Annotated in this window: 25 protein-coding genes and 1 other annotated feature; of the genes, 20 read left to right on the top strand and 5 right to left on the bottom strand. The window is 31.8% G+C overall.

Annotated features, from left to right (window positions below):
- Position 1: 1 nt before the first annotated feature.
- The 5 genes from gyrB to dnaA form a co-directional block, all read right to left on the bottom strand.
- The gene (gene gyrB, locus DWY01_RS04875) at positions 2 to 1969 is read right to left on the bottom strand and encodes a DNA topoisomerase (ATP-hydrolyzing) subunit B (protein ID WP_117994034.1); all 1968 of its coding nucleotides are present in this window, start codon (positions 1967 to 1969) and stop codon (positions 2 to 4) included.
- Positions 1966 to 3057 carry a DNA replication/repair protein RecF gene (gene recF, locus DWY01_RS04870; protein WP_117994030.1) on the bottom strand — a complete coding sequence of 364 codons (1092 nt, stop codon included), beginning with the start codon at positions 3055 to 3057 and terminating at the stop codon, positions 1966 to 1968. Before recF ends, gyrB begins: the two co-directional genes overlap by 4 nt.
- Positions 3054 to 3257, bottom strand: a complete 204-nt coding sequence (gene yaaA, locus DWY01_RS04865) for a S4 domain-containing protein YaaA (RefSeq protein ID WP_117994027.1) — start codon at positions 3255 to 3257, stop codon at positions 3054 to 3056. Before yaaA ends, recF begins: the two co-directional genes overlap by 4 nt.
- A 114-nt stretch (positions 3258 to 3371) precedes the next feature.
- Positions 3372 to 4490, bottom strand: a complete 1119-nt coding sequence (gene dnaN / locus DWY01_RS04860; protein ID WP_117994024.1) for a DNA polymerase III subunit beta — start codon at positions 4488 to 4490, stop codon at positions 3372 to 3374.
- A gap of 145 nt (positions 4491 to 4635) precedes the next feature.
- A complete protein-coding gene (gene dnaA / locus DWY01_RS04855) occupies positions 4636 to 6003 on the bottom strand; it encodes a chromosomal replication initiator protein DnaA (protein WP_199519880.1) in 1368 nt (455 codons plus the stop codon).
- Between the two features lie 442 nt (positions 6004 to 6445).
- Here dnaA and DWY01_RS04850 point away from each other — a divergent pair, with 442 nt between their 5' ends.
- From DWY01_RS04850 to DWY01_RS04755, 20 genes are all read left to right on the top strand, one after another.
- Positions 6446 to 7669 carry a peptidoglycan bridge formation glycyltransferase FemA/FemB family protein gene (locus DWY01_RS04850; protein ID WP_117994020.1) on the top strand — a complete coding sequence of 408 codons (1224 nt, stop codon included), beginning with the start codon at positions 6446 to 6448 and terminating at the stop codon, positions 7667 to 7669.
- A gap of 100 nt (positions 7670 to 7769) precedes the next feature.
- Positions 7770 to 7904, top strand: a complete 135-nt coding sequence (gene rpmH, locus DWY01_RS04845) for a 50S ribosomal protein L34 (protein WP_117994015.1) — start codon at positions 7770 to 7772, stop codon at positions 7902 to 7904.
- Positions 7905 to 7948: 44 nt separating this feature from the next.
- Positions 7949 to 8290 (top strand): ribonuclease P protein component, encoded by a 342-nt coding sequence (gene rnpA / locus DWY01_RS04840; RefSeq protein ID WP_117994011.1) that lies wholly within the window; start codon positions 7949 to 7951, stop codon positions 8288 to 8290.
- Between the two features lie 11 nt (positions 8291 to 8301).
- Positions 8302 to 9294, top strand: coding sequence for a YidC/Oxa1 family membrane protein insertase (locus DWY01_RS04835; RefSeq protein ID WP_117994006.1), 993 nt, complete (start codon positions 8302 to 8304; stop codon positions 9292 to 9294).
- 9 nt (positions 9295 to 9303) lie between these two features.
- The gene (locus DWY01_RS04830) at positions 9304 to 9930 is read left to right on the top strand and encodes a R3H domain-containing nucleic acid-binding protein (protein ID WP_117994002.1); all 627 of its coding nucleotides are present in this window, start codon (positions 9304 to 9306) and stop codon (positions 9928 to 9930) included.
- Between the two features lie 42 nt (positions 9931 to 9972).
- Positions 9973 to 10533, top strand: coding sequence for an aminoacyl-tRNA hydrolase (gene pth, locus DWY01_RS04825; protein ID WP_117993998.1), 561 nt, complete (start codon positions 9973 to 9975; stop codon positions 10531 to 10533).
- A gap of 12 nt (positions 10534 to 10545) precedes the next feature.
- Positions 10546 to 13941 (top strand): transcription-repair coupling factor, encoded by a 3396-nt coding sequence (mfd, locus tag DWY01_RS04820; RefSeq protein WP_243001960.1) that lies wholly within the window; start codon positions 10546 to 10548, stop codon positions 13939 to 13941.
- Positions 13932 to 14201, top strand: a complete 270-nt coding sequence (locus tag DWY01_RS04815; RefSeq protein WP_003865701.1) for an RNA-binding S4 domain-containing protein — start codon at positions 13932 to 13934, stop codon at positions 14199 to 14201. The genes mfd and DWY01_RS04815 overlap by 10 nt, the downstream gene beginning before the upstream one ends.
- Positions 14188 to 14607 carry a (deoxy)nucleoside triphosphate pyrophosphohydrolase gene (locus tag DWY01_RS04810; RefSeq protein WP_117993989.1) on the top strand — a complete coding sequence of 140 codons (420 nt, stop codon included), beginning with the start codon at positions 14188 to 14190 and terminating at the stop codon, positions 14605 to 14607. The genes DWY01_RS04815 and DWY01_RS04810 overlap by 14 nt, the downstream gene beginning before the upstream one ends.
- On the top strand, positions 14574 to 15773 hold the full coding sequence (locus tag DWY01_RS04805; protein ID WP_117993986.1) for an HD domain-containing protein: 1200 nt from the start codon (positions 14574 to 14576) through the stop codon (positions 15771 to 15773). Before DWY01_RS04810 ends, DWY01_RS04805 begins: the two co-directional genes overlap by 34 nt.
- Before the next feature lie 167 nt (positions 15774 to 15940).
- The gene (locus DWY01_RS04800; protein ID WP_117993981.1) at positions 15941 to 16327 is read left to right on the top strand and encodes a DUF1934 family protein; all 387 of its coding nucleotides are present in this window, start codon (positions 15941 to 15943) and stop codon (positions 16325 to 16327) included.
- Positions 16314 to 17948: an arginine--tRNA ligase gene (gene argS, locus DWY01_RS04795; protein ID WP_117993977.1), complete on the top strand. Its 1635-nt coding sequence runs from the start codon at positions 16314 to 16316 to the stop codon at positions 17946 to 17948. The genes DWY01_RS04800 and argS overlap by 14 nt, the downstream gene beginning before the upstream one ends.
- 25 nt (positions 17949 to 17973) lie before the next feature.
- A complete protein-coding gene (gene rpoE / locus DWY01_RS04790) occupies positions 17974 to 18318 on the top strand; it encodes a DNA-directed RNA polymerase subunit delta (RefSeq protein WP_117993972.1) in 345 nt (114 codons plus the stop codon).
- 144 nt (positions 18319 to 18462) lie between these two features.
- Positions 18463 to 19293 carry an ABC transporter permease gene (locus tag DWY01_RS04785; protein WP_117993968.1) on the top strand — a complete coding sequence of 277 codons (831 nt, stop codon included), beginning with the start codon at positions 18463 to 18465 and terminating at the stop codon, positions 19291 to 19293.
- Positions 19294 to 19302: 9 nt separating this feature from the next.
- Complete coding sequence (locus tag DWY01_RS04780; protein WP_117993964.1) at positions 19303 to 20121, top strand: ABC transporter ATP-binding protein; 819 nt, start codon at positions 19303 to 19305, stop codon at positions 20119 to 20121.
- Between the two features lie 82 nt (positions 20122 to 20203).
- Entirely contained in the window at positions 20204 to 20590 is a 387-nt protein-coding gene (gene tagD / locus DWY01_RS04775; RefSeq protein ID WP_040466417.1) for a glycerol-3-phosphate cytidylyltransferase, read from the top strand.
- A gap of 1 nt (position 20591) precedes the next feature.
- Positions 20592 to 22829: a bifunctional glycosyltransferase family 2 protein/CDP-glycerol:glycerophosphate glycerophosphotransferase gene (locus tag DWY01_RS04770; RefSeq protein ID WP_117993961.1), complete on the top strand. Its 2238-nt coding sequence runs from the start codon at positions 20592 to 20594 to the stop codon at positions 22827 to 22829.
- 17 nt (positions 22830 to 22846) lie between these two features.
- Positions 22847 to 24052, top strand: a complete 1206-nt coding sequence (locus DWY01_RS04765; RefSeq protein ID WP_199519879.1) for a CDP-glycerol glycerophosphotransferase family protein — start codon at positions 22847 to 22849, stop codon at positions 24050 to 24052.
- Position 24053: 1 nt separating this feature from the next.
- The gene (locus tag DWY01_RS04760) at positions 24054 to 25118 is read left to right on the top strand and encodes a CDP-glycerol glycerophosphotransferase family protein (protein WP_117993954.1); all 1065 of its coding nucleotides are present in this window, start codon (positions 24054 to 24056) and stop codon (positions 25116 to 25118) included.
- An 87-nt stretch (positions 25119 to 25205) separates the two neighbouring features.
- Positions 25206 to 25443, top strand: a binding site (T-box leader).
- A gap of 60 nt (positions 25444 to 25503) precedes the next feature.
- Positions 25504 to 26697: a hypothetical protein gene (locus DWY01_RS04755; RefSeq protein WP_117993950.1), complete on the top strand. Its 1194-nt coding sequence runs from the start codon at positions 25504 to 25506 to the stop codon at positions 26695 to 26697.
- The last annotated feature ends 80 nt before the right edge of the window (positions 26698 to 26777 follow it).

The following is a 26777-nucleotide window of genomic DNA, read 5'->3' as shown; positions in this document are numbered from 1 at the left end:
ATTAGTAATCCAAATTAGCGTACACCGCATTTTCCTGGATATATTCACGACGAGGCTCTACATCCTCTCCCATTAACATATCAAAAACACTGTCCGCTTCCATCGCATCATCAATTGTGACACGCTTTAATACTCTATGATGAGGATCCATAGTTGTTTCCCACAACTGTTCTGCATCCATTTCACCTAAACCTTTATAACGCTGAACTTTGTAGCCTTCTTTAAATTCCTCACGCAATTGATCCATTTCCTGTTCTTTATATGCATAAGCAATTTTCTTACCTTTTTGAACTTTATATAAAGGTGGTTGCGCAATATAAACATATCCACCTTCAATAACAGGCTTCATAAAACGATACAAGAATGTCAACATCAACGTACAAATATGACTACCATCAACATCGGCATCGGTCATAATTACAATCTTGTGATAACGTAATTTAGATACATCTACATCTTCCTGAATTCCACATCCAAAAGCCGTAATCATACTACGAATTTCCTGATTTTCAAAGATTCGATGTGTTCTAGCTTTTTCAACATTTAAAATCTTACCACGCAAAGGTAAAATTGCTTGAGTTTTCGCGTCACGACCTTGTTTCGCGCTGCCACCGGCAGAATCACCCTCGACAATATAAATTTCACATTCACTTGCGTCTTTACTTGAACAATCTGTTAATTTACCTGGCAATGAGCTAATTCCATCCAATGCCGATTTACGACGAGTTAATTCACGAGCTTTTTTAGCCGCAATTCTAGCCTTGCTGGCGATTTCTGCTTTTTCCACAATAGCCTTAGCTACATCTGGATTTTCTAAGAAGAAACGATTAATTTGTTCACCCGCAATATTAGAAACAATTTTACGAACTTCACTGTTTCCTAATTTAGTCTTTGTCTGTCCTTCATACTGAGGATCCGGGTGCTTAACAGAAATAATCGCAACCAATCCTTCTTTAACATCATCTTGAGATAAAGACTCATCTTTTTTGATCATATTATTATTTTTCGCATAAGCATTAATACAACGAGTTAAAGCCATTCTAAAACCATCCTCGTGGTATCCACCTTCATGTGTATGAATATTATTACAGAAAGAATAAATACTAGATTGATATCCATCATTATACTGTAAAGCTACTTCAGCAAGAATTCCATCCTGTAACCCTTCTACATAAATGACTTTATCACTGATTGTACTTTTATTTTTATTCAAAAATTGTACATATTCAATAATTCCACCCTCATATTTATAGTCGTCGCTTTGACCATCTTCTGTTCGCTTATCAGTTAAAGTTAAACGAATGTCTTTATTTAAAAACGCCAACTGACGTAAACGAGAATTTAGAGTTTCATAATCATATACAGTTGTGTCTTTGAAAATTGTAGGATCTGCTTTAAAACGAACTAAAGTACCTGTTTCTTCTGTAGTTCCTATAACCTTTAAAGGTTCCACTGCATGTCCACCATTTTCAAAACGAATAAAATAGATCTTACCATCCTGATAAACAGTTACCTCTAACCATTCGCTTAATGCATTTACAACACTGGCACCAACACCATGTAAACCACCAGAAACTTTGTAAGCTCCGCCACCGAATTTACCTCCAGCATGCAAAACAGTCATAATTGTTTCAACAGCACTAATCCCTGTCTTTTCATGAATTCCAACTGGCATACCACGACCATTATCACGTACCGCAATAATATTGTTAGGCTCAATCGTTACATCGATTCGATTCGCAAATCCAGCCAAAGCCTCATCTATACCATTATCTACAATTTCCCATACTAAATGGTGAAGACCACGTACCGAAGTCGAACCAATATACATACCTGGTCTCAAACGAACCGCTTCTAACCCTTCTAACACCTGAATATCATCCGCAGTATACGAATGATCTACCTGTGTCGCTTGTGTTTCCAATTCTTCAAATTCAAGAATCTCTCTATTTAATTCATCCTGACTCATTTGTAGACCTCCTTAATTCTCCCTTGTTCTATATCATAAAATCGCACCTCGCGATTCCATTGCATATTTAATTTTTCGGTTGTTGTGATAAAAATCTGCATATTTTTAGGAAGCTTCTCAATTAATTGTTGCTTTCTAAAATCATCTAATTCACTAAATACATCATCCAATAATAAGATTGGATATTGTCCGCTCTTTTCATAAATTATTTGAGCCAATCCCAATTTAAGAGCTAACACAAAACTTCTTTTCTGCCCCTGACTAGCCACTTCACATACAGGCTTTCCATTTAATTCAAACAATATGTCATCTCTATGAATTCCAATTAAAGTTTGATGATATTTTTTTTCTTTATCAAATACCTTATCATAAGCTTCTTTCATATGACTTTTCATATCACCATCCAAATCGATAAAAGTCATATATTTTGCCTCAATATTCTCTTTTTTATTTGAAAAAAAAGGATATAATTCCCGTGCTTTTATCATCAAAGAATTTATAAACTCATTTCTTTGCTTCATAATAATGCTTTGAACATCTATCATTTGCTCCAAATAAATTTGAACTAAACAATCATCTATCTTGCCTTGCTTTAAAGCCTGGTTTCGCTGCTTTAGCATTTTTTGATAAGAAGATAATGTAGCCGTATATGTTTTAGACAACTTCATTAATTCTATATCAATAAACCTTCTTCTGTTTTTAGGAGAAGAAGTAAACAAAGATAAATCATCCGGACAAAACAAGATAGCATTTTCAATACCAATAAAATCTGAATACTTTTTTACTGGATTTTGGAAACGAAATAAATGTTTTTTTTGATGATCCACAATCACCTTTAGTTCTTCTTTTCGATGATTTGATTCCACCGTAGCCTGAACACAAAATTCATTGCAGCCATGCATGATCATACTATCTAACTGATTCGTTCGAAAAGAACGTAAATGACTTAAGAAATAAATAGCTTCAATTAAATTTGTCTTTCCCTGTGCATTTTTTCCATATAAAAAATGAATGCATTTTGGTGAAAAAGAAAAAGACATGGTTTCATAATTACGGAAATGAAAACATGTCAATCTTTCAACATTCATTTCACTTCAATCCTTATTCCATTAGTTTCTACAACATCACCATGGTAGATCTTTTTTCCACGACGATTTTCAGATTCGCCGTTTACTAATACTTCCATGTTTGCCAAATATTCTTTTGCCTGTCCACCACTATAGACAACATCGCAAGCTTTTAGCAATTGGGCTAATGTAATATACTCATCTTTTAGTTCAAATTCCATGAAAATACCTCTTTCCGCACTATAATTATATCATAAAACGTCATAAATATCTATGCGTACAGAGATACCGATATAAAAAGAAACCGTTTAAAATGAATTTAAACGGCATTTTTCTTAATCATAACTACGAATAGGAACTAAAATCATTAAAACCGATGCATCTTCCGGATTTGATACTTTGATTGGCTTCATAAATCCTGAGAATTCAATCAATACTTTTTCACATCCCAAAGCCTTAATTGCATCTAACATATAAGTACCATTACATGTTAATGAAATCTCTTCTCCTTCATATTCACATTTTGTCAACACTTCATCCGAGTTACCAATTTCACTTGAATAAGTTTTAACATGTGTTTCAGCAGTAGAGCATTCCAACTTAATTAAATGTACTTTGTCATTACGAATAAAGTTTGTACGATCAATCGTACCCGCAATCTCATATGAATCAACTAACATTTTCGCAGCACTGCTAGTTGGAATAATTCTTTGTACATCTGGAAAAGTTCCATCGATCAAACGAGTCTGAATAATAGTTTTATCAAATACAAACTGTGCCTTTTTAGAATCTGCATAAATATCGATCACATCATCATCTGAAACAGAACGAACAACTTCTGTCAAAGATTTACTAGGAATTGTAATATTGAAATCCTGACTTGAATCTAACTCAATTGTTTTTCTAGCTAAACGGTAAGAATCCGTTCCTGAACAATACAACATATTTCCTTGAGAATTGAAGTTTACACCCGTTAACACTGGACGCTGATCTTTATCACTACATGCGAATGCAGTTTGCGAAACAATGGATTTTAAATCAGTTGCCTTTAATACAAAATGATGATTAGGCTGAGTAAAATCAATATCTGGATATTCATTAGAACGAATACCATTTAAATTAAATTGACCATTATCACTAGATATACGAACTAAAGAATAATCAATAACTTCAATTTCGATATTTTTACAATCTAATTTACGCACAATCTCTAGAAGATATTTAGAATCAATAATGATAGATCCTTCTTCTTCAATATCTAAATTATTCAATTCACCAGGAACAATAACAGTACGAATGGATATATTAGAATCACTACCTGTTAAAATCATAGATTCATCTTTTAAATCAATACAAATTCCTGATAATGCAGGTAATGGAGAAAAAACACTAATAGCTCTAGAAACTATAGATAGTTTGTCATAAAAATATTTTCGATCAATTGAAAAATGCATAAAATCCTCCTTTTATTAATATATTTATATATTAATTATAATATAAGGGAGTGTATAAGTGTGCAAAATTTGCTTAGACTCCCATAAATACGTGTTTATAGCTTATTTTTTGTATGTGGATTCCATGAGGAATACAGTGTATAAATTAAGAATCCAATGTACTACGTATCTTTTCTACAGCTGTCTTAAAAGCTTCATCTTTTTGAATTAATTTTTTTGCACGCTCATAAGAACTAGAAATAGTAGTATGATCTCTTCCACCAAGTTCCTGACCAATGGATACATAAGATTTGTGAAGAAGATCTCTTGATAAATATACACAGATATGTCTAGCGTTCGCAATGAATTTTTGACGGCATTTACCCTCTAAATCCTTATAAGATAGGCCATAAAAGCGTGTTACAGCTTTTTTGATTTTTTTGATTGTTAATTCATCTGACTGCGATACAATAGGCTCTTTAATAAGTACTTTTCGTGCAAAATCCATATCAATTACATCGGGATTAAATAATGTTGCATTAAAAATCAAGCGATTTAATGTTCCCTCTAGATTTCTAACGTCATTTGAATATTTACCTGCTAGATAATCAATAACTTCTTCACTCATATTTACACTTTCTTCACGGCCCTCAATTTTTTTCTTCAAAATAGCTTTACTTGTTTCAAATTCAGGCTTAGAAATACTGATTGTAAGTCCAGAAACAAAGCGAGAAATTAAGCGAGACTGTAATCCACTGATCTCACTAGGATGCATATCACTTGTGATGATAATCTGTGTGTTCTTTTGAATCAATTGATTATATACTGTAAAAAAGATTTCTTGACTGCTTGAATGCTGCTGTAAATTCTGAATATCATCAATTAAGAAATAATCGCAATCCAAAAGTTGTTCTTTCACTCTTTCTACTGTATTTCCATGAACATTTTTCGTCTTCATAGCCTCTATTAATAAAGAAACTAAATCTCCACTATACATATAAATGACTTTACATTCTGGATGTTCTTTAGCTAGGTAATTTCCCATCGCATGTAGTAAATGTGTTTTACCTAAGCCAGAATTACCATATAACATAAGTGGATTAAATAGATGAGAAGTCGTTTGTGTGCAACAGGCTAAGCAAGCTGCATAGGCTTCTGCATTTGAGCTTCCTTCGACAAAATTTTCAAATGTGTAAGAAGGATTAAATTTATTTTCTAATAAGACATTCGTTCTTTGTTTTACAACCTCTTCAGGCATCATCTTTTCCATTTCTTTTTGATGAATATACTGAATGGTTAATGTATCTCCCCATACTTCACTAAGTGTGGATTCAAATAGCTCTTTTTCCTTTTGTTTCTTTAAAATACTAAAAGTAATTGTAGAACGGTAAGCTACATAAGCTATATTATCTTCTATTTTAAATAGTGTTGTTTTAGAAATCCAGGAATTAAATGTATGACTATCAAAGTAGTTGGATTCTTGAATTTTTTGTAAAGTTTCATTCCATATCGATGCATAAGACATGGTTGACATAGTAAAACCTCCTTGCAATAGTATTATTATACACGATTTTTACACTTATCCCCATTTATTCTTTGGGGATATAAATTTTCCTAATGTGGACAAATGTGTAAAAAAAATAAAAAATATTGGGATAACTTGGTTTATATTCATATTATACATATATAAGAGAATGGATAAATAAAGGCTATAAATCACTTTTCCATAGTTATACATAGGATAAATTTACTTTGCTTTTATCCACTGTATAACTTATGTATTTATATACAATTTTATTAAATAGAGTTGGTATAATGCATATTAACAAATGTATGTATACAATTGTTATGTGGAAAATTAAAGAAAATGCTATAATGTAGAACGCATGATGTGTGTAAAACCTCAAATGCAAAATAAATTAAAATTTTGATATTATATATAAGGATGTATTTGAAAATATTGTGGAGGATAGAATATGCAGTATGAATTTAAAATAGATTTAAAACAAGATGAATTTGATGGATTTGTAAAAAATCATGAATATTGTAACTTACTACAAAGCTATAACTGGGCTAAAGTAAAGAGTAACTGGGACCACCTTTATACAGGAGTATATAAGGATGGAACATTAGTGGCAGTAGGACTAGTTCTTATTAAAAGATTGCCATTAACATTTTGTATGTACTATTTACCTAGAGGTCCTATTATGGATTATAAAGATAAAGAACTAGTTCAATATTATTTTGAACAGCTAAAGAAAGTCGCAAAAAAGGATCATTGTATCTTTATCAAATTTGACCCTGCTATTCATGTGAATGACTATGATTCAAAATCATATAATACAGATAGATATGAAGATACAAATACTTATTTAGATATATTCAAAAGTTGTAAAGCTAAACACCATGGATATACAATGAGCATTGCCGATACAGTTCAGCCTCGTTTTCAATCTAATGTATATGCTTGTGAAAATGTAGAAGATGCATTGCCAAAACACACAAAGCGTTTAATTAAGGATGCAAATCGTAGAAATGTTCAAATAATTCATGGACAGACAGAATTATTAGATGAATTTAGTCGTCTTGTAGAATTAACAGAATCAAGAAAAGGAGTTGCCCTTAGAGATAAAAGTTATTTTAAAACATTATTGGATAATTATCCGGATGGTGGAGTCATCTTTTTAGCAACTTGTAATGTGTATCAATTAGATAAAGAAGCAAAGGAAAAGAAAGTACAGCTGGAAAAGGATATGGCAGCAACACCAGAAAATGCTAAAAAGAAATTACATCGATTAGAAGACCAATTGAGAAGTGTAAATAAGGATATAAATGAATATAAAGAAATTTTTGATGAGTTTGGTCAAGAAGACAGAGATATTGCGATTGCCGGTATATTAAGTATTCAGTTTGGAAATACCTGTGAAATGTTATATGCAGGTATGGATGAACGATTCAAGAAGTTTATGCCTCAGTATAAGGAATATGTTGAAAATTTTAAATGGGCGTTTGAACGTGGATGCTTATGGAGTAATATGGGCGGTGTAGAAGGGACTTTAGATGATGGATTGACAAAATTTAAAGATAATTTCAACCCAACTATAAATGAGATGATTGGAGAATTTGATATTCCAGTTCATCCGATTATGTATCGTTTAACACAAAAAGCATATGAAATATTGAAAAGTAAGCATATGTAATAATTATTTTATTGACAATTATTTTGATTTGTGTTTATAATGTTTGAGCAATCTTATTTGAAAATTTAGAAGAAGAAAAAGACTGAGGGGTGTAATCAAGATGAAAAGAACATATCAGCCAAGTAAGAGAAAACACCAAAAAGTTCATGGCTTCCGTGCTCGTATGGCAACTGTTGGTGGACGTAGCGTTCTTTCTAGAAGAAGAGCGAAAGGCAGAAAGGTTTTATCCGCATAGAAATCACCTGCTAGGTGATTTTTTTGTCTGGATAGGGAATTAACATGAAAAAAGAATTTCGTGTGTTAAAAAACTATGAGTTTTCTTCCATCATCCAGAATCGACAATTTGTTAAGTCGTCATCATTTGTTTGTTATTTTCAAAAACGAAAACTAGACCATGCTAGAGTAGGAATCAGTGTGGGGAAAAAATTAGGAAATGCCGTTTGTCGTAATAAAGTAAAAAGACAACTTCGTAGTATGGTGGATGAAATTTTTACTTTTGAAGAGGGTTATGATCTTATTATCATAGTTCGACCTGCATTCACTAATAAATCGTTTGAAGAGAATAAAAAAGAAATGAAAGAAAATCAAAATCGGATAAATAAAAGATTTTTGAAAAAGTAGAGGAATAAAAAATGAAACAATTTTTGCAAAAAAAAGCGAAATTGGTCTTTTTATGTATGTTGGTATTATTAACATGTACGGCTTGTGCAAATCCAAGAGGTAAAGATGGAAAAACAAGAGCAGACCAAATTATTGCAAGTGAAGAAACAACAATTGATGTAAATCAAATTAATGTCAGCGATATTACTGATAAAGCATTAAAGAAAGAAATTAAAAAGAATATTAAAGATGGCAAATATACAATTCAGCCAACAACTTTCAAAAATTCTATGTCACACGGTTGGTTTGATGGATTGATTGTTTGGCCAATTGCCCAAATCATCAACTTAGTTTCCGCAAAAACTGATGCCGGAGTTGGTATTATTGTAACAACTTTATTGATTCAGATGCTTGTATTTGTATTTACACGTAAATCACAAATGTCTACACAAAGAATGCAGGAAATTCAACCTGAAATTCAAAGAATCCAAGATAAATATAAAGACAAAACAGATGAACGTTCTAAAATGCAGATGGCTCAGGAAATGCAAAATATTTATCAAAAGTATGATATTCATCCATTTGGATCAATGTTAGTAACATTTATTCAGTTACCAATTATGATGGGTATGTATTATGCTACAATGCGTGCTGTAAGCGTTGTTAGTGGTAGCTTTATTGGTATTTCATTGTTTGGTACTCCAATTGAAGGAATTAAAGCATTAAATATTCCTTGTATTATTATTTATGTATTAATGGTTATTTTCTATATTGTCTCAATGAAATTACCTCAATGGTTAAAGAAATGGCAAGATAAGAAAGATAACGTTAAAGTTAAAAAATATGCACAAAACGATGGAAATCCTATGGCTAACAGTATGAATATGTATATGTATTTCATGACTGGTATGATTTGTATTATGTATATTTCATGGCCAATGGCAATGTCATTCTATTGGTTAGTATCTAGTGTAATCCGTGTAGCTCAATCTTTAATCCTACACCAAATCATGAACAAAAAGTAGGTAGCTCATATGGAATTCGATAAATATACTGGAAAAACATTAGATGAAGCTTTAGCAGCCGCATGCAATGCGAAGGGTTGTACTAAAGAAGAACTTCATTATGAAATTACAGAAGAAAAAAGTGGTTTTTTAGGAATTGGTAAAACAATTGAGATTGAAGCTTATTGCCAAAAAGATATTGAAGATTTTATTAAGTCATATATTCAAACATATTTTGATAATGCAGAATTAGATGGAACTGTTGAAATTGAAAATGATCATGGATTCTATCGCATTACTGTAAATACAAAAAACAATGCGATTATGATCGGTAAAGCAGGTAAGTCTTTGCAAGCATTCAATCGTTTAGTTAAGGCTGCAGTTAGCGCAGCATTCAAAAAACGTATCGGCTTATTGATCGATGTAAATGGTTATAAGGAAGAAAGATACGAAAAAATTTGTAAAATGGCAGTGCGCGTAGCTAAAGATGTACGTCGTACAAAAGTAGACGCTGTACTAGATCCAATGCCAGCTGATGAAAGAAAGGCAATTCATAATGCTTTAGCAGGAATGAATGATATTTCTACTAAGAGTGAAGGTGAAGGAGAAGGACGTCGTTTACATATTTTATATACACCAGGAAAAGATGAAGAATAACGGGATTATCCCGTTATTTTTTGTAAAAAAGGGAGGTTTTTTATGAAAATTATTATCGGATTAGGGAATATCGGTAGAGAATACGAAAACACACGTCATAATGCTGGATTTATGGCAATTGATAAATTGGCTAAAATGCTAGAAATGGATTTTAATCAGGAAAAATTCTCTGCTTATTTTTCAAAAAAGAAAATTGATGGTGAAGATGTTATTTTATTAAAACCAACCACTTATATGAATAACAGTGGTATCGCATTAAGACAGTGTATGGATTTTTTTAAAGTGTCTTGTGAAGATATCCTTGTGTTGTACGATGATATGGATATGCCAGTTGGAAAGCTTCGCTTACGCCAAAAAGGAAGTGCTGGAGGGCATAATGGTATAAAAAGTATCATTTCGCATATTGGTACACAAGATTTTGATCGTATCCGCATAGGCATCGGAAAAGATAAAATGATTCCAGTTGTAGATTGGGTACTAGGAAAATTTCCGCAGGAACAACAAGAAGAATTAAATAAAGCATTAGAACAGGCCGCAAAAGCAGCTAAGTTTTCAATTAAACACTCTTTTAGTGACACAATGAATAGGTATAATAAAAAGTAGAAGGTGGTATTTTTGAAAGATACAATATTAAAAGAACTACAAACAAATCCTGTAACGCAACAAATGATTCATTTTGGAAATAACATTGGTAATTTATTTCCGAATGAAGAAGCTTTGTGCTTAGCGAGTGCATTTCAGATGGATAAAAAGACAAGAATTGTGGTTAAAAAGAATCGCCATGAAGCACAGCAGCTTTACCAAAGACTACAGCCCTTAGTAGATGATGCATTACTTTTTGTGATGGAAGAATCTTTACGTGTTCAGGCCATCGCATCCAGTCCTGAGGATAAACAGGAACAAATTTATGTATTAACACAGCTTGTTAAGGAAGATAAGCCACGTATTATTGTATGCAATACGGCGGCCTTTTTTCGTTACTTACCAGACAGAGAATTATTTAAAAGTCTATGCTTTCAATTTGAGGTGGATCAAGAAATTTCTATGTCAGAATTGAAGCGAATATTAAATCGCGCAGGTTACACAAAAGTAAACTACGTTGATCGTCCATGTACATATGCAAGTCGTGGAGGTATTGTGGATGTTTATTGTTTAGAATATGAGCATCCAATTCGTATTGAATTTTTTGATACGGTTATTGAATCAATTCGATTGTTTCATGAAGAAACACAACGTACGATTAAAACAATTGACTCTGTATTTATTAATCCAGCAACAGATTTATTATTTACGGATGAACAAATTAATTATCTACAAAAAGAAATTGATAAAGAATTAGAAAAACAACAGACAAAACTGATTCCAGATGATTATGAGTTCTTATTGGATTATATAGAAAAAGATAAGATCTCTTTAGAAAATTATGATATTGACCCACATTTATATATTTATTATAGCTATTTGAAAGCTAATAAATTAACGGATTATGTGAATGGAAATATTATTTTTTCAAGTCAGGAAGAAGTTGAAAATGGATATAAAAAACTAAATGAAGAAACAATTACATTTATACAGGAAATGGTGCAATCTCATCAGTATTTGCCAAAGTATAATATGTTTCATGATATATTCAAATTTGAAGAAGATTACAAAATTCAAATGTTCCATGATTTTCTAGATTTTAAAAATCCAATTTTCTCGAAAATAGAGACATTAGAAAAATCAGATCAACCATTGATTCAAATTTTAGAGAATCTTGAAGGGGAAAATATATATATTTCTTTGGATGAGGAACATACGAAAAAAGTGCAGGAAGCCTTAAAAGCGTATTCAATTCGTAAGAATATCACATTTATTGAAAATGATTTTTATGAAGGATTTACATATGAGGATATTTCTGTATATACACAACAGGAATTATTTCATCGTCCTAGTCAAATCAAACGTTATCAGAAAACCTTTAAACAAGGTCAAATTATACAAAATATACTTGAATTAGAGCCAAATGATTATGTTGTGCATGAACAATATGGGATTGGTCAATATGTTGGAATTACAACACGAAAGGTCAAAGGGAAAACATTAGACTATCTACATGTTTTATATAATGGAGGAGACGAACTATTTGTTCCTCTATCACAATTTCAACTTGTAAGAAAATATGTATCAAAAGAGGGTGCAGGGATCAAGCTATCACAGTTAGGTTCAAATAAATGGAAGAAAACAAAGGAAAAGGTATCAAAGAAAGTTGAAGAAATTGCAGCTCGTCTTGTAGAGTTATATGCGAAGCGAAATGAAGATATTGGTTTTGCGTTTAGTAAGGATGATGAACTGCAAAGAGAATTTGAAGATGCATTTGAATATGACCCAACTCCAGATCAAATAAAAGCTACAGAAGAAATTAAGCGTGAAATGGAAAAGCCGAAACCGATGGATCATTTACTTTGTGGAGATGTTGGATTTGGAAAAACAGAAGTAGCTATGCGAGCTGCTTTCAAAGCGATTTCTAATAATAAACAAGTAGCTTTATTGTGTCCAACAACGATTTTATCGATGCAGCACTATCAAACATTTATGAAGCGGTTTGAAAATGTGGGTGCGAATATTCGAGTGGTAAATCGTTTTGTACCGACAAAAGAAATTAGTCAGATAAAAAAAGAATTAGAAGAAGGACAAGTCGATATCATAATTGGTACACATAAATTATTAAATAAATCCTTTAAATATAAGAATTTAGGGTTATTGATTATTGATGAGGAACAACGATTTGGTGTAGAACACAAAGAGAAAATCAAAGAAATGAAAAACGCAATTGATGTTCTTTCATTAAGTGCAACGCCAATTCCTAGAACTTTACAGATGTCTTTAATAGGCGTTCGTACAATTTCACAATTAAATACTCCACCATTACATCGTCATCCAATACAGACGTATGTTATGGAAAATCATAAAAACGTAGTCAAGGAAATTATACAAAGAGAATTATCACGTGGTGGACAGGTTTTCTATTTATATAATCATGTATCGAATATTTATTCTGTCGCAAAAAATATTCAGAATATGTTTCCAGATGTTAAGGTGGCTGTAGCACATGGGCGTATGGATAAAAATGATATAGAGCAGACAATGATTGATTTTGAAAAGGAAAAATATCAAATTTTAGTATGTACAACTATTATTGAAACAGGACTTGATATTGCGAATGCGAATACAATGATCATCGATGATGCGGATCATTTTGGTTTATCTCAGTTATATCAGATTCGAGGGCGTGTTGGGCGTCGAGAAAAAATCGCATATTGTTATTTATTGGTGCAGCCTCAAAAGGAATTAACGGAACAAGCTCATAAGCGATTAAAAGCTATCAAAGAATTTACTTCACTCGGCAGTGGATATAAAGTAGCTATGCGAGATTTAACAATACGTGGTGCAGGCGATATGTTAGGGCCTCAACAGGCTGGCTTTATTGATGATGTGGGATTGGATTTATATCTTGAAATGTTGGCAAGTGCCATTAAAGAAAAGCAAGGAAAACCTATGGAAGAAAATAAGAATGCTAAAGTGGCTCAAGTACAATTATCAGGCTATATTCCTAAACAATTTACGGATAATGATGGAGATAAATTAGAAATTTATCAGCATATTAAAAAAACAGAGAATCTTGCCGAGCTTATTGAGTATGAAAAGCGTGTTGAGGATTTATTTGGACATATTCCTAATGAAGTAAAACAATTATTCGAACAGAAAAAATTAGATTTCTTTGTGAATCATGAGGGTGTTGAGTCTTTAAAAGAAACGGAAGATGTAGTAACAATCACAATGAGTGCTCAATGGTCTAAAAATTGTGATGGAGTTAAGTTATTTGGTGCTATTAATGATATTAGTCGAAAAATCAATTTGAAATTAGAAAATGGTAAAATTAAAATCATGATTTCTAAACGATTGAAGAAACATATAGAATTGTTGATGCAGGTCATTGAAAAAATAGAGGGAGATTTTGAATGCGATTAGATAAATATTTAAAAACAGCAAGAATTTTAAAAAGAAGAGAAGCCGCAAAAGAATTGGCATTACAAGGACGTATCTGGGTCAATGACAGAGTCGCAAAACCAAGTACAGAGTTGAAAATAGGAGATACTATTCGTATTCGTTTTGGTGCAAGATTACTAGAAATTCGTGTATTAGATATTCAAAAACAAGTTTCAAAACAAAATGCACAATTATTATTTGAGATTATTCACGAAGAAAGAATTGAAGATGAACAAGCTTAATGTTGTATGTGGTGCTCTTGTCATAGATGAAAAAGTGATGATTGCTCAAAGAAGTTATGGATCTAGTAAAGGTTTCTATGAATTTCCTGGCGGAAAAGTAGAAAAAAATGAAACTAAGGAAAAAGCATTGATTCGAGAATGGAAAGAAGAATGTGAAATTGATATTCACAATGTTCAATATCTAGCTTCAAGTATTGATTATCAAGATGGATATGAAATTCATTTGACTTGTTTCACGTGTACAGCCAGTAAAAAGCCAGTGGTATTAAATGCACACTCTGAGTATATTTGGACAACACCAAATCATATATATGACTACAATTTCTTTAAATCTGATAAAATGCTTGTAGAAGCATTAAAGGAGGCGTGGCCATGTTTAATAAAACAAATGAAACAAAAGTTTTAAGAGATCCTGTTCATGGGTACATTCATGTGAAATATCAAGTGATTTGGGACTGCATTAATGCTAAAGAGTTTCAACGATTGCACCGTATCCACCAGTTAGGCGGAGATTTTCAAATTTATCATACCGCAGAGCATTCTCGCTTTTCACATAGTTTAGGTGTATATGAAATCACAAGACGAATGTGCGAAGAGGTGGATGCAATTTCAGCTACTTTGAGTGAATATGAAAAGATTCAGGTTTTATGTGCAGCCCTTTTACATGATTTAGGACATGGTCCTTTTTCTCACTTTTTTGAAACATTGCATAAGAAGCATCATGAACAAATGACTTGTGATCTAATTTTGGATCCAGAAACAGAAATTCATCAAGCTTTAATTAAAGAGGATGAATCACTCCCACAAAATATTGTGTTGATATTAACACATAAACACTCAAAGCCATTAATGTATCAAATGATTAGCTCGCAATTAGATGCAGATCGAATGGATTATCTTTTAAGAGATGCCTATGAAACGGGTACGAGCTATGGTAATTTTGATCTAGAAAGAATTTTACGAACGCTACGAGTTAAAAATGATTCATTATGTGTGAAATTAAGTGGAATGCATAGTGTAGAAGACTATATCATGGCTAGATATCATATGTATTGGCAGGTTTACTTGCATCCAGATGCCAAATCATATGAAATTATGATTCAACAGTTCTTTAAGCGATATTCAAAAATTCGGAATATAGATGTCTTTGAACCTTTGATGAATGGTAGTTTATCCAATAAAGAATTTTATCTAATGGACGAGCATCGTATGTTTTATGGTTTTCAAGAAGCCTTAAATAGTGAAGATGTGATTTTAAAAGATTTTGCGAATCGTATTTTAAATCGTCATTTATTTGAGTGGATCGAAGATCCAACAAAGCAGCAGATAATGGAAATCAAAAAGAAATTAGAGCAACAAGACTTTAATTTAGATTATTACTATTATGAGGTGGTTTCACATTCTAAAGCGTATTTGCCATATACAGAAAATGATGAAAATCAAATTATATGGATGTTAAATTCAAAAAATGAATTGATATCATTATCAAGTAGTTCACAGATTGTTAAGGCATTGTTGAAGATGAAAAATCAAACAAATAAATGTATTTATTTCCCGAAAGAAATTATTTAAAAGAGGCGGTAACATAGTGTATGTTACCGTTTTCACTTGTGAAAATATAATATAATTGTTTAAAAATAATAATTATTTTAGTAAACTTGTTAGTTTTTAATTAATTTGTTATGTTTTTTAATAAATTTTCTTGCAAAAAAATCAGAGTGTGATATTATGCACTAGCTATGACAAATCAGGTACATTTATTTGATAAAATTTCCAACCAAACATTATATAAGGGAGCCGCTTCGATTGACTTTTGTGCTAACGATGGGCTACTTGTTTCTTTTAATAATGAAACAAGTCAATTTGAATGGAAAATATGGAAAAATGGACTCATTATTCGAAGTGAATCAGAAATCACTGTCAATTTAACACTTCGTTTAAATAGTCGTACTAAAGGACATATTGAAACTGAGTTTGGACAAATAGAATTGGATTGTCATACAAGTCATTATGATGTGAATGAAAATTGTGTAGAAGTTAAATACAGTCTTATTCAAGGGAATGAAGAACAAAAATTTCATTTTGTACTATATATAAATAAGGAGGAAACATATGCAGTCAATTGAAGTTGAATTAAAGCAAGCTATTCAAAATGCTGTAAAAAAAGCTTTTGATCTAGATTTAGATGTACAAAACATTGTAGTTGAAACACCAAAAAATAAAGATCATGGGGATTTCTCTAGTAATGTTGCGATGCAGTTAACACGTCAGTTACACCAGAATCCAAGAATGATTGCACAAAATTTATTAGATGCATTTTCATTGGAAATGGTTTCTAATGTTGAAATTGCCGGACCAGGTTTCTTAAATTTTACTTTGTCAAAAGATCGTTTTTCTAAGGTTATTTCTGATGTACTAGCGCAAAAAGAAAATTATGGACAACAACCAGCTAATGGAATCAAAGTGGATTTAGAATACGTTAGTGCAAATCCAACTGGATCATTACACTTAGGACATGCTCGTGGAGCTGCCTGGGGAGATAGCTGTGCTCGTATCATGAAAAAAGCAGGATACGATGTAACGCGTGAATATTATGTGAATGATGCTGGTAACCAGATTACAAACTTAGCATTATCTTTAAATGCTCGTTATCGTCAAGCACAGGGAATTCCTACTGAAATTGGTCAAGATGGCTACATGGGTAAAGATGTAGAAGAGAAAGGATATGAATTAGCGAAAGAATATCCTGAAACTTATTTAGAACCAACAGAAGAAAATTTAAAATTCTTCAAAAAAGAAGGAATTAAATTTGAATTAGATAAAATCAGAAAAGATTTAGATCGCTATCGTGTACATTTTGATGTTTGGTCAAGTGAACAAAGTATCCGTGATGCTGGAAAAGTAGATGCGGCTGTAAAGAAATTAGATGAAAAAGGATATGTATACGAAAAAGATGGAGCTTTATGGTTTGAAACGACAAAATTTGGTGATGATAAAGATCGTGTTTTAAGAAAACAAGATGGGTCATTAACATATTTAGTTCCAGATATTGCATATCACAATGATAAATGCCAACGTGGATTTGATGTTTTAGTTGACTTCTTTGGAGCGGATCACCACGGATATATTCCTCGTTTAAAGGCGAGTATGACAGCATTGGGAAATGATGCAGACAAATTACATGTCGATATTATTCAAATGGTTCGTTTAGTATCAAATGGTGAAGAAATGAAGATGTCAAAGCGTTTAGGTAATGCGACTACAATTAATGAGTTATGTGATAAGGTTGGAGTCGATGCAGCGCGTTATTTCTTTGTACAAAGAGCATTGGATTCGCATTTAGATTTTGATATTGAATTAGCAACTAAGAAATCAAATGAAAATCCAGTGTATTATGCACAATATGCACATGCTCGTATGTGTTCGATAGAAAAACAAGCACAAGATATTGAGTTAGCTACATCATTTGATGATTTGACAAATGAAAAAGAAATTGAGTTGATGAAATCATTACAAGAATTTAATAAAGTAATCATCGATACAGCTCAATCTCGTCAAGTACATAAGATGTGTCATTATATTCAAAATTTAGCTAGTAAATTCCACAGCTTCTATAACGTGTGTAAAGTTGTAGATCGTGAAAATTTAGAGTTGAGTTCACAACGTCTTGCCTTAGTTAAGGCGACACAAATTGTTTTGGCAAATGCATTAGATTGTATTGGTGTTGAAGCAGTTGAGTCAATGTAAGTATTAAGAGGAGTTTTATTGAATTATGAAAAAGTCTATGATTGAAGTTGCATATCAAGTATTAACAAATAATAATGGAGCTATGCCATTTGTTGATCTTTGGAAAGATGTAAGTCAGGAAATGGGATTCACTCAAACACAATTTGAAGATAATATCGCACAGTTTTATACAGATTTATCTTTAGATGGCCGTTTCTTGAACATGTCACAAAATACTTGGGATTTGCGTTCACGTCACACGTATTCAGAAAGTGTTATGGATACAGATTCTATTGCGATCGATGAAGATGATGAAGATGATGAAGAATCAGAATTGATTGAAGATGAATTAGACGAAGTAGAAAAAGAAGTCGAAGAAGAAAATGAATAAAATGCCCCCTTTTCACAATAAATTCACATTGAATTGGTAGAATATAAGTGGAAAGGAGAAGGAATGCAAGAAAATCTGCTTCATGCAGATTTTTTTTCTAGTAAAAATTTGATAAACTAGAAGTTGTTAAGGAGAAATTTTATTATGTTTAAAAGCATTTCATACGTTATAAAAGAAAATTGTTCAAATTTTTATCGTATTTTCTGCATCGCAAAATATGAATTATTATCCGATATGCGTGATTCTAAATTTGGTATTTTTTGGAATTTTGCATCTCCTGCGATTCAAGTGTTTACTTATTGGCTTGTATTTGGTATTGCCTGGGGAAGAAAAGCACAAACATACAGAGGGATTACTGTTGAGTATTTACCTTGGCTTGTTGTGGCATTTAGTGTGTGGTGGTATATTCGTCCATGTATTGTTGATGGATGTTCGGCTGTATTTTCAAAGACAAACGTTATCACAAGAATGAAATTTCCAGTTTCGGTTTTACCTGCAACAGTCTGTTTAAAAGAATTGTTTAATCACTTTGTGATGTTGATAATTACATTTGTGACTCTAATCTTAAGTGGATGGTATCCTAACTTCAATTGGCTATGGATTATTTATTATATGATTTGTGCCTTTATGCTAGGAGAAGCCATTTCTCTTGTTTTATCTGTACTTACAATGTTGTGGCGAGATGTAAAGAAATTTATTTCTTCTATCATGCGAATGTTGATGTACTTCTCACCTATTTTATGGGATTGTCATTTTAAACCGGATGTTCCATTCGCAAGCATCTTAAATAAGCTTGTTAAGGTAAATCCAATCTATTATATTATCCAAGGATATCGAGATGCGGTATTTTACGGAAGAAATCCTTTTGATCACCCAGCTATTACACTGTATTTCTGGTGTTTAGTATTTGTGATTTTTGCGTTAGGATGCTTTTTGATGTATACCTTCAAAAAGAAATTCATTGATATGATTTAGGAGGTTTTTATGTCTAAAGAAGAATATGCAGTTGAAGTTGAAAATATTTCTAAAATCTATACTTTAAGAAATAAAAACAATCAGTATAAAACAGATAAGAAAGAATTTTACGCGTTAAAAGACGTATCTTTTAAAATAAAAAAAGGCGATGTAGTAGGTATTTTAGGTACAAATGGATCTGGAAAGTCTACATTATCTTTATTATTGTCAGGTATTTCTGAAATTAATAGTGGTACCATGAAAATTAATGGAGAACAAGCTTTGATTGCAATCAACACGGGTTTGAATCAACAGTTGACTGGGCTTGAAAATATTAATGTAAAAGGTGCTTTAATGGGTTTGAGAAAAAAGCGTATTCAAGAAATTACAAATGATGTAATTGATTTTGCAGAATTAGGTGATTTCTTGTATCAACCAGTAAAAAAATATTCATCGGGTATGAAATCTCGTTTAGGTTTTTCTATCTCGCTTGCATTAAATCCGGATATCTTTATTGTCGATGAAGCGTTAAGTGTTGGAGACAAAGGTTTTGCGAAGAAATGCATGAAGCGTATGATGAAACTTAGAGATGAAGAAGGAAAAACGATTTTCTTTATATCGCATTCATTAAGTCAGGTTCGGGAATTCTGTAAGACAGGAATGTGGATCGAAGGCGGACAACTAGTTGAAATGGGCGACATTGACAAAGTATGTGATGATTATTCTGCCTATGTAGATAAGTTGGAAGCAATGAGTAAAAAGGAAAAGAAAAAATTCCTAGATGAGAAGTTCGAAAAGCGCTTATTGCCAAAAAAAGAAAAAAAGGGAATCGCAAAGTTATTTGGTTAATAAAGGAGTTTCACGACTCCTTTTCAATTTATCAAAAATAGTTTACAATTACAGTGTTTATATATAGGGAGGTTGTTGACTGATGAAAACAGTAATAACATATGGGACTTTTGATTTATTTCATGTAGGCCATTTAAATTTATTACGTCGTGCAAAAGAATTAGGCGACTATTTAATTGTTGCGGTAAGCAGTGATGAGTTTAATTTGGGAAAAAATAAAGTATGTAAAATTAAAGATACAGATCGTATGAAAATTGTTGAAGCAATTAAATACGTAGATAAAGTAATTCCAGAAACAAGTTGGGAACAAAAAATTGAAGATGTAAAGAAATATAATGTAGATGTATTTGTCATGGGTGATGATTGGAAGGGAAAATTTGATTTCTTAAAAGATTATTGTGAAGTTGTATATTTGCCAAGAACAGAAGGTATTAGTACAACTCAATTAAAAGAGGAATTGAAGGGTTAATATGCATACAATTAGTATTATCCTTCCTTTTTTTAAGTACAAACATTACTTGAAGGAGTGTTTAGAAAATTTAGAACAAAGCACATTTAAAGATTTTGAGTTAATCATTGTACTAGACCATCCAATCGAAAATATAGATGACTTATTAGAAAAATATAATGCGATTTTTGATATACGAGTATATGAATTACCTGAAGGGGCATCAGGATCTGCCGCATGTCGAAATGTAGGTATCCAAGAAGCTAAAGGGGCTTACCTTTATTTTTTAGATAGTGACGATTATATTTTAGAAGATACATTACAAAATATGATTAAAGCCATGGATCATGATGTAGATATGGTTTATGGTATGTTGAATCATACTTGGAACAACAAAGCGAATTATCTTCACAAAGTTGAAAATAAAGAAGTTGATGAAGAAGACTTAGAAGAAAGGGAACAACGTCGATTAAATAAGCTTTCTAACTTTGTAACTTTTGCATCCTATGAAAAAGATGAGCAGCAAGCACAGGCGATTTTCTATACAATGGATAATCGTAAAGAAATTCGAACATTTACTGTATTGGGAAATTTATATAATCGTGACTTTGTGGTTCGTAATCATTTAAGATTTAATGAAAACTTTAGATATTATAGTGATATGACATTTATGTGTCCTTTACTAGATAAGTTGAATACTGCACTACGTGTAGAAGATGCAATTTATGTAAAACGTAAGCATAATGATCCAATCAATGAACCTGCTTTAAGCCAGGAAGAAAATGATAATCGATTCAATGAACGATGTGAAGCTGTCGAATATACACGTACGCTTGTAAAAGAAGAGGGTGTTGTTCGTTTCTGTTTAGATCGTAAAATTGTATCTTATTTTGTGACTCGTATGTCTAAAAAAATTCGTCGTAGCCAAGATGAATTATGGCGTACAGTTTATTTTGAACGAATTGCCCAAACAATCGATGGTATTCGTCCAGAAGTTATGAACCGTTATAAGCGTAATTCTAAGAAAATGGTTTCCTATTTAAAGAATCGAGACTTAAAAGGTGTACAAAGCTGTGTAAGAAGAAAATTAGGAATTAAGAAATTCTTTAGAATCTTTAAAAATAAGAATGTATTATTTAAATTAGCTTATTATCACATTTATTCTAAAAAACCAATTCAAGATAATGTGATTTTATTTGAAACATTTATGGCTAAAAATTATTCAGATAGCCCTAAATATATATATGAATATATTGCCAAGAATTATCCAGGTAAATATAAATGCGTATGGGCTTTGAATGATGGACATGAAGTTCCTTATGGTGCTGAAGTTGTAAAACGTTTTTCTTTTAAATATGCATATTACTTGGCTGTTAGTAAATATTTTGTGTTTAATGTTCGACAACCATTATGGTATCGAAAACGTGAAGGACAGGTGTTTGTTGAAACATGGCATGGAACACCATTAAAACGTCTTGTTTTTGATCAGGAAGAAGTGACTTCTGCTTCACCAAAATATAAGCAACAATTCTATCGTCAAAGACAAGAATGGGATTATTTAGTAAGTGCCAATCCATTTAGTACAAAAACATTTAGAAGCTGTTTTATGTATGAAGGAAAAATGTTGGAATATGGATATCCTAGAAATGATATTTTATATTGGCCAAATAAAGATCAAATTGCCAAGGACCTAAGAGAAAAATTAGGTATTCCAAAAGACAAAAAGACAATTCTATATGCACCAACATGGCGTGATGATGAACATTATGGAAAAGGTGAATATAAATTTACTTTAGCTTTGGATTTGAAGCTTATGATGGAAAAATTATCCGATGAATATGTTGTTTTATTAAGAACACACCATTATATTGCAGACAATATTGACACAACAGGTCTTGAAGGATTTGTGTACAATTTAAGTAAATATGATGATATTAGTGAAATCTATTTAATTAGTGATATTTGTATTACCGATTATTCAAGTGTATTCTTTGATTTTGCGAACTTAAAAAGACCAGTATTATTCTATACCTATGATATTGAGAAGTATAAAAACCAATTGCGCGGATTCTATATTGATATGAATACAGAAGTTCCAGGACCATTATTATATACGAGTGAAGAAGTTGTGAATGCAATTCTAAACATTGATCAAATCAATGAAAAATATAAAGAACGTTATGAAGAGTTCTACAAACGTTTCTGTTGTTACGATGATGGAAATGCGTCAAAGCATATTGTAGAGGAAGTATTTAAATAAAAAGAGGAGGGGTAGTCATGTTGATAAAACTTTTGAGACCCATTAAAAAGTTTGCCGGAAAATGCATACGCCTAGCATATAAGTTAACTTATCGTCTATTTAAAGTAGATGATAAACTTGTTATCTTTATATCTTTTCACGGCCGTGGCTATTCAGACAATCCAAAGGCTATTTATGAACAAATGAGACAAGATCCACGATTTGATGGATATCGCTTTATTTGGTTTATAAAGAACCATAAAGAAAAAGATATTAAGATTGAGGGAGCTGAAATAAAAGAATATTTCAGCATTCCTTATTTTTATTACTTATCAAAGGCAAAATTATGGGTTGTAAATTGTAAGTTGCCAACTTATATCTTTAAAAAAGAAAATCAAGTTTATTTACAGACATGGCATGGAACACCATTAAAACGTCTAGCTCACGATATCGATGTGAGTGAGGATACAACTTTTTATCGTTCAGGCGTCAGCTATGAGCAGATGTGCCATTCCTATGATGTAGATGTTGAAAGATACAACTATATGATTAGTCCAAATGCTTTCTGTACGAAGGTTTTTCAAACCTCTTTTCAAATTAATAGGGAAAGGTTGATTGAAACAGGATATCCTAGAAATGATTTTATTTCAAATGCGACAAAAGAAGAATGTAATCAAATTAAAGATAAGTATCATTTGCCTATGGATAAAAAAATCGTGTTGTATGCTCCAACTTGGAGAGATAATTCCTATGTATCTGCTGGATATACGTTTGAATTGAAGGCAAACTTTAGGAAATGGAAAGAGATTTTAGGAAAAGATACGATTGTCGTATTTAAACCACATTATTTGATTATCAATACTTTTAAGGATGATCCAGAATTAGACGGATTCTTATATTCTATACCTGCACAGGCAGAAATCAATGAGTTATATGTGATTAGTGATGTTTTGATTACGGACTATTCAAGTGTATTCTTTGATTATGCCATTTTAAAACGACCTATCTATTTCTATATGTATGACTTAAAAGAGTATGCGACAGATTTAAGAGGGTTCTATTTAGATATTCATAAGGATATTCCAGGACAAATCTATATGGATGAAGAAAGTATGTTGAAGGATATCAAAAATGAAGTATATGATTATTCAAAATTAGAAGAGTTTAATGCATATTTCAATAATCATGAAGATGGAAATGCATCAAAAAGAGTTGTTGATATTTTATGTAAGGCGGTGCAATAAAATGGGATTAAGTAAAATAATCTTAAATATTGCCTTATGGATTGTAAATGTTTTGACTTTTTTTGTTCATCCTAAAGACAATCGAATTACTTTTATTAGTTTGACACAAAGTGAATTATCTGGTGATTTTAAACTTATTGATAAGCAATTGCGACATGAGAACAAGTATGACATTCATTATATTTTATTGATGTTTGAAAAAAATTTATGGGGAGACTTTAAATATTTTTTGAATTGTTTAAAACAGCTTGTAGAAATCAAAAAATCAAGTCTTGTGATTTTAAATGACAATAATTATGTGATCAGTCATATGAAACCTAAGAATGTAAAGGTACTCCAAGTATGGCATGCGTGTGGAGCTGTAAAAAAATTTGGAAACCAAATCAAAAGACAATATCCCGTACGTAATTATGATTATGTCTTATGTAATGCAGAATATTGGAAAGAACCATATTCTAAGGCTTTTGGAGTAGATAAAGATCAAGTATTAGTGACAGGAATGCCGCGTGTAGATACATTATTAAATGCAGATCGAACAGATGAATTCTTTTTGAAGTATCCACAGTTAAAAGGCAAAAAATTATGCTTATATGCACCTACTTTTAGAGGAAACATTATCGATGGATTTAAAATCCAGTCTTTTGATTTTACAAAAATCCAGGATTATGTCATTCTTTATAAATTTCATCCTTTACTTGGGAATATTCAATGCGAAGGTGGTATGAATATGAATAAAGAAGATTTATATACGCTGATGCAGGTAAGTGATTGTTTGATTTCAGATTACTCAAGTGTTATCTTTGATTATTCTTTATTAAATAAACCAATGATTAGTTACATTCCAGATATTCAGGAATATAAACAAAGCATAGGATTGAATATTAATTTTGATGATTTTCCTGGTCCAATATGTACAGATGAAAATCAATTAGTAGAAGCTTTAAAATTAGAAAATTATGACTATGATAAATTATCTTATTTCCAAATGAAATATATGGTATTTACAGATGGAAAAAACACAAGTCGCGTCGTAAATACGATCGACCAGATTATGAAAGAGGCTTAGGCCTCTTTTTATTTACATAAAAATGTAAATAAATGTAAAATGTTTACATTTATGCTTGTAAAACAATGAAAAATGATGTATTATACAACCAACACATTGATATGGAAGAGTAATTCACTAAAGCTTTGGCCTAGAGAGATATTGGTTGGTGTAAAATATCGGAAGCTAGAGAATGAAAATCACCATGGAGTGGCTGTAGCGATAATGTAGTTATAGACGTGAGTCTTACGATATAAAGACTAGATGTGATAGCATCGATGAGGGCAATCAATAGAATGAAAAAGAGTGGTACCGCGGAAGAAGATTATAACCTTTCGTCTCTTATGCTGATTATAGGCAACAAGAGGCGGAAGGTTTTTTGTTGCAAGAGAAGGAGAATTTGAAAATGAAGAAGAATCAAGTAAAAAACATGAATCGATCATGGATGGCTGCATTTTCCGTTGCGATAACTGCATTTGCAGCACACGCAGGCGGAGGCTTTGCGACAGGAAATCAGGAAAATACATGGTTTGTTAGTTTAGGGTGGCCAGCTATTGTTGGTGTTGCTGTTGCAATGTTACTTCTTGCGATGACAATTCGTGAAGGACAAATTATGATGAACTCTCGTGGGTTAAAAACATATAAGGAATTGTTTGAGTGTTTATATCATCCATTTGATAAGGTTGAATTATTGTTTGAATTATTCTTTAATATCATGGTTTTAATGGTTGTTGCGTCTTGTATTTCTGGTGCTGCAAGTGCCTTAACACAATACTTTGGATTGAACTACTATCTTGGAACACTAGTAATTGGACTTGTTGTATTATTCCTAACAATTTTTGGAGTGGACTTAATTCGTAGAGCAAGTACATATATGGGCGTAGTGATCTTAGTACTAGCTGTTTCTATTTATACAGTCGGTTTATTGAATGGACATATTTTATTAGATGTTATGCGTGTTGATTTTTCAAACAATGGGTGGAATCAACTTCCAAAAGCTGTATGGAATGGTGTAACATATTCAGCATTCCAATGGGTTACAGTACCAGCTATCTTAGTTTGTGGAACAAGTGTTTTAAAAACAAAACAAGATTGCGATCGTTCAATGGCACTAACATTTACATTAAATATGTTGGGACTAGGCCTTGCTGTATTAATGTTACTTTGTTGGCAACACTATTATTTAACACAGCCAAATGGAACAACACTTCCTACATTAACAACATTAAAATCTTTTGGAGCTAACTGGCTTGTCGCACTTTATGGACTTGTATTATTCTTATGCTTAATTTCAAGTGCTGTTTGTGTAATCTTTGGATTTGTGAATCGCTTTGAAAATGTGAAGTTTCTTCAAAAAGTAGAAAATGTACCAGTTCGTAGAGCTTTAGTTTCTGCCTTTATCATGGTGGTTTCTATGGGAATCTCATTCGTTGGACTTACAAATGTAGTTAAATATGGATATGGATATTGTGGATATTTAGGTATCGCAATTATCATCGTACCATTATTAACAGTTGGTTTTTATAAGAATCGTAAATTCATGAAAGAAAACTCACAAGACGCAAAAGTGTCTTTTGAAGAAGTATATGAAGAAAATTAAGACGGGAAAATTAATTTCCCGTCTCAGATTGTTGACAAAAGCCTATACCTTTTCGTAAGGACATAGGCTTTTTATTGTAT

Source organism: Eubacterium sp. AF22-8LB (assembly GCF_003458715.1).
Taxonomy (GTDB): Bacteria; Bacillota_I; Bacilli_A; order Erysipelotrichales; family Erysipelotrichaceae; genus Holdemanella.
This window is presented reverse-complemented; position numbering and strand designations above follow the sequence as displayed.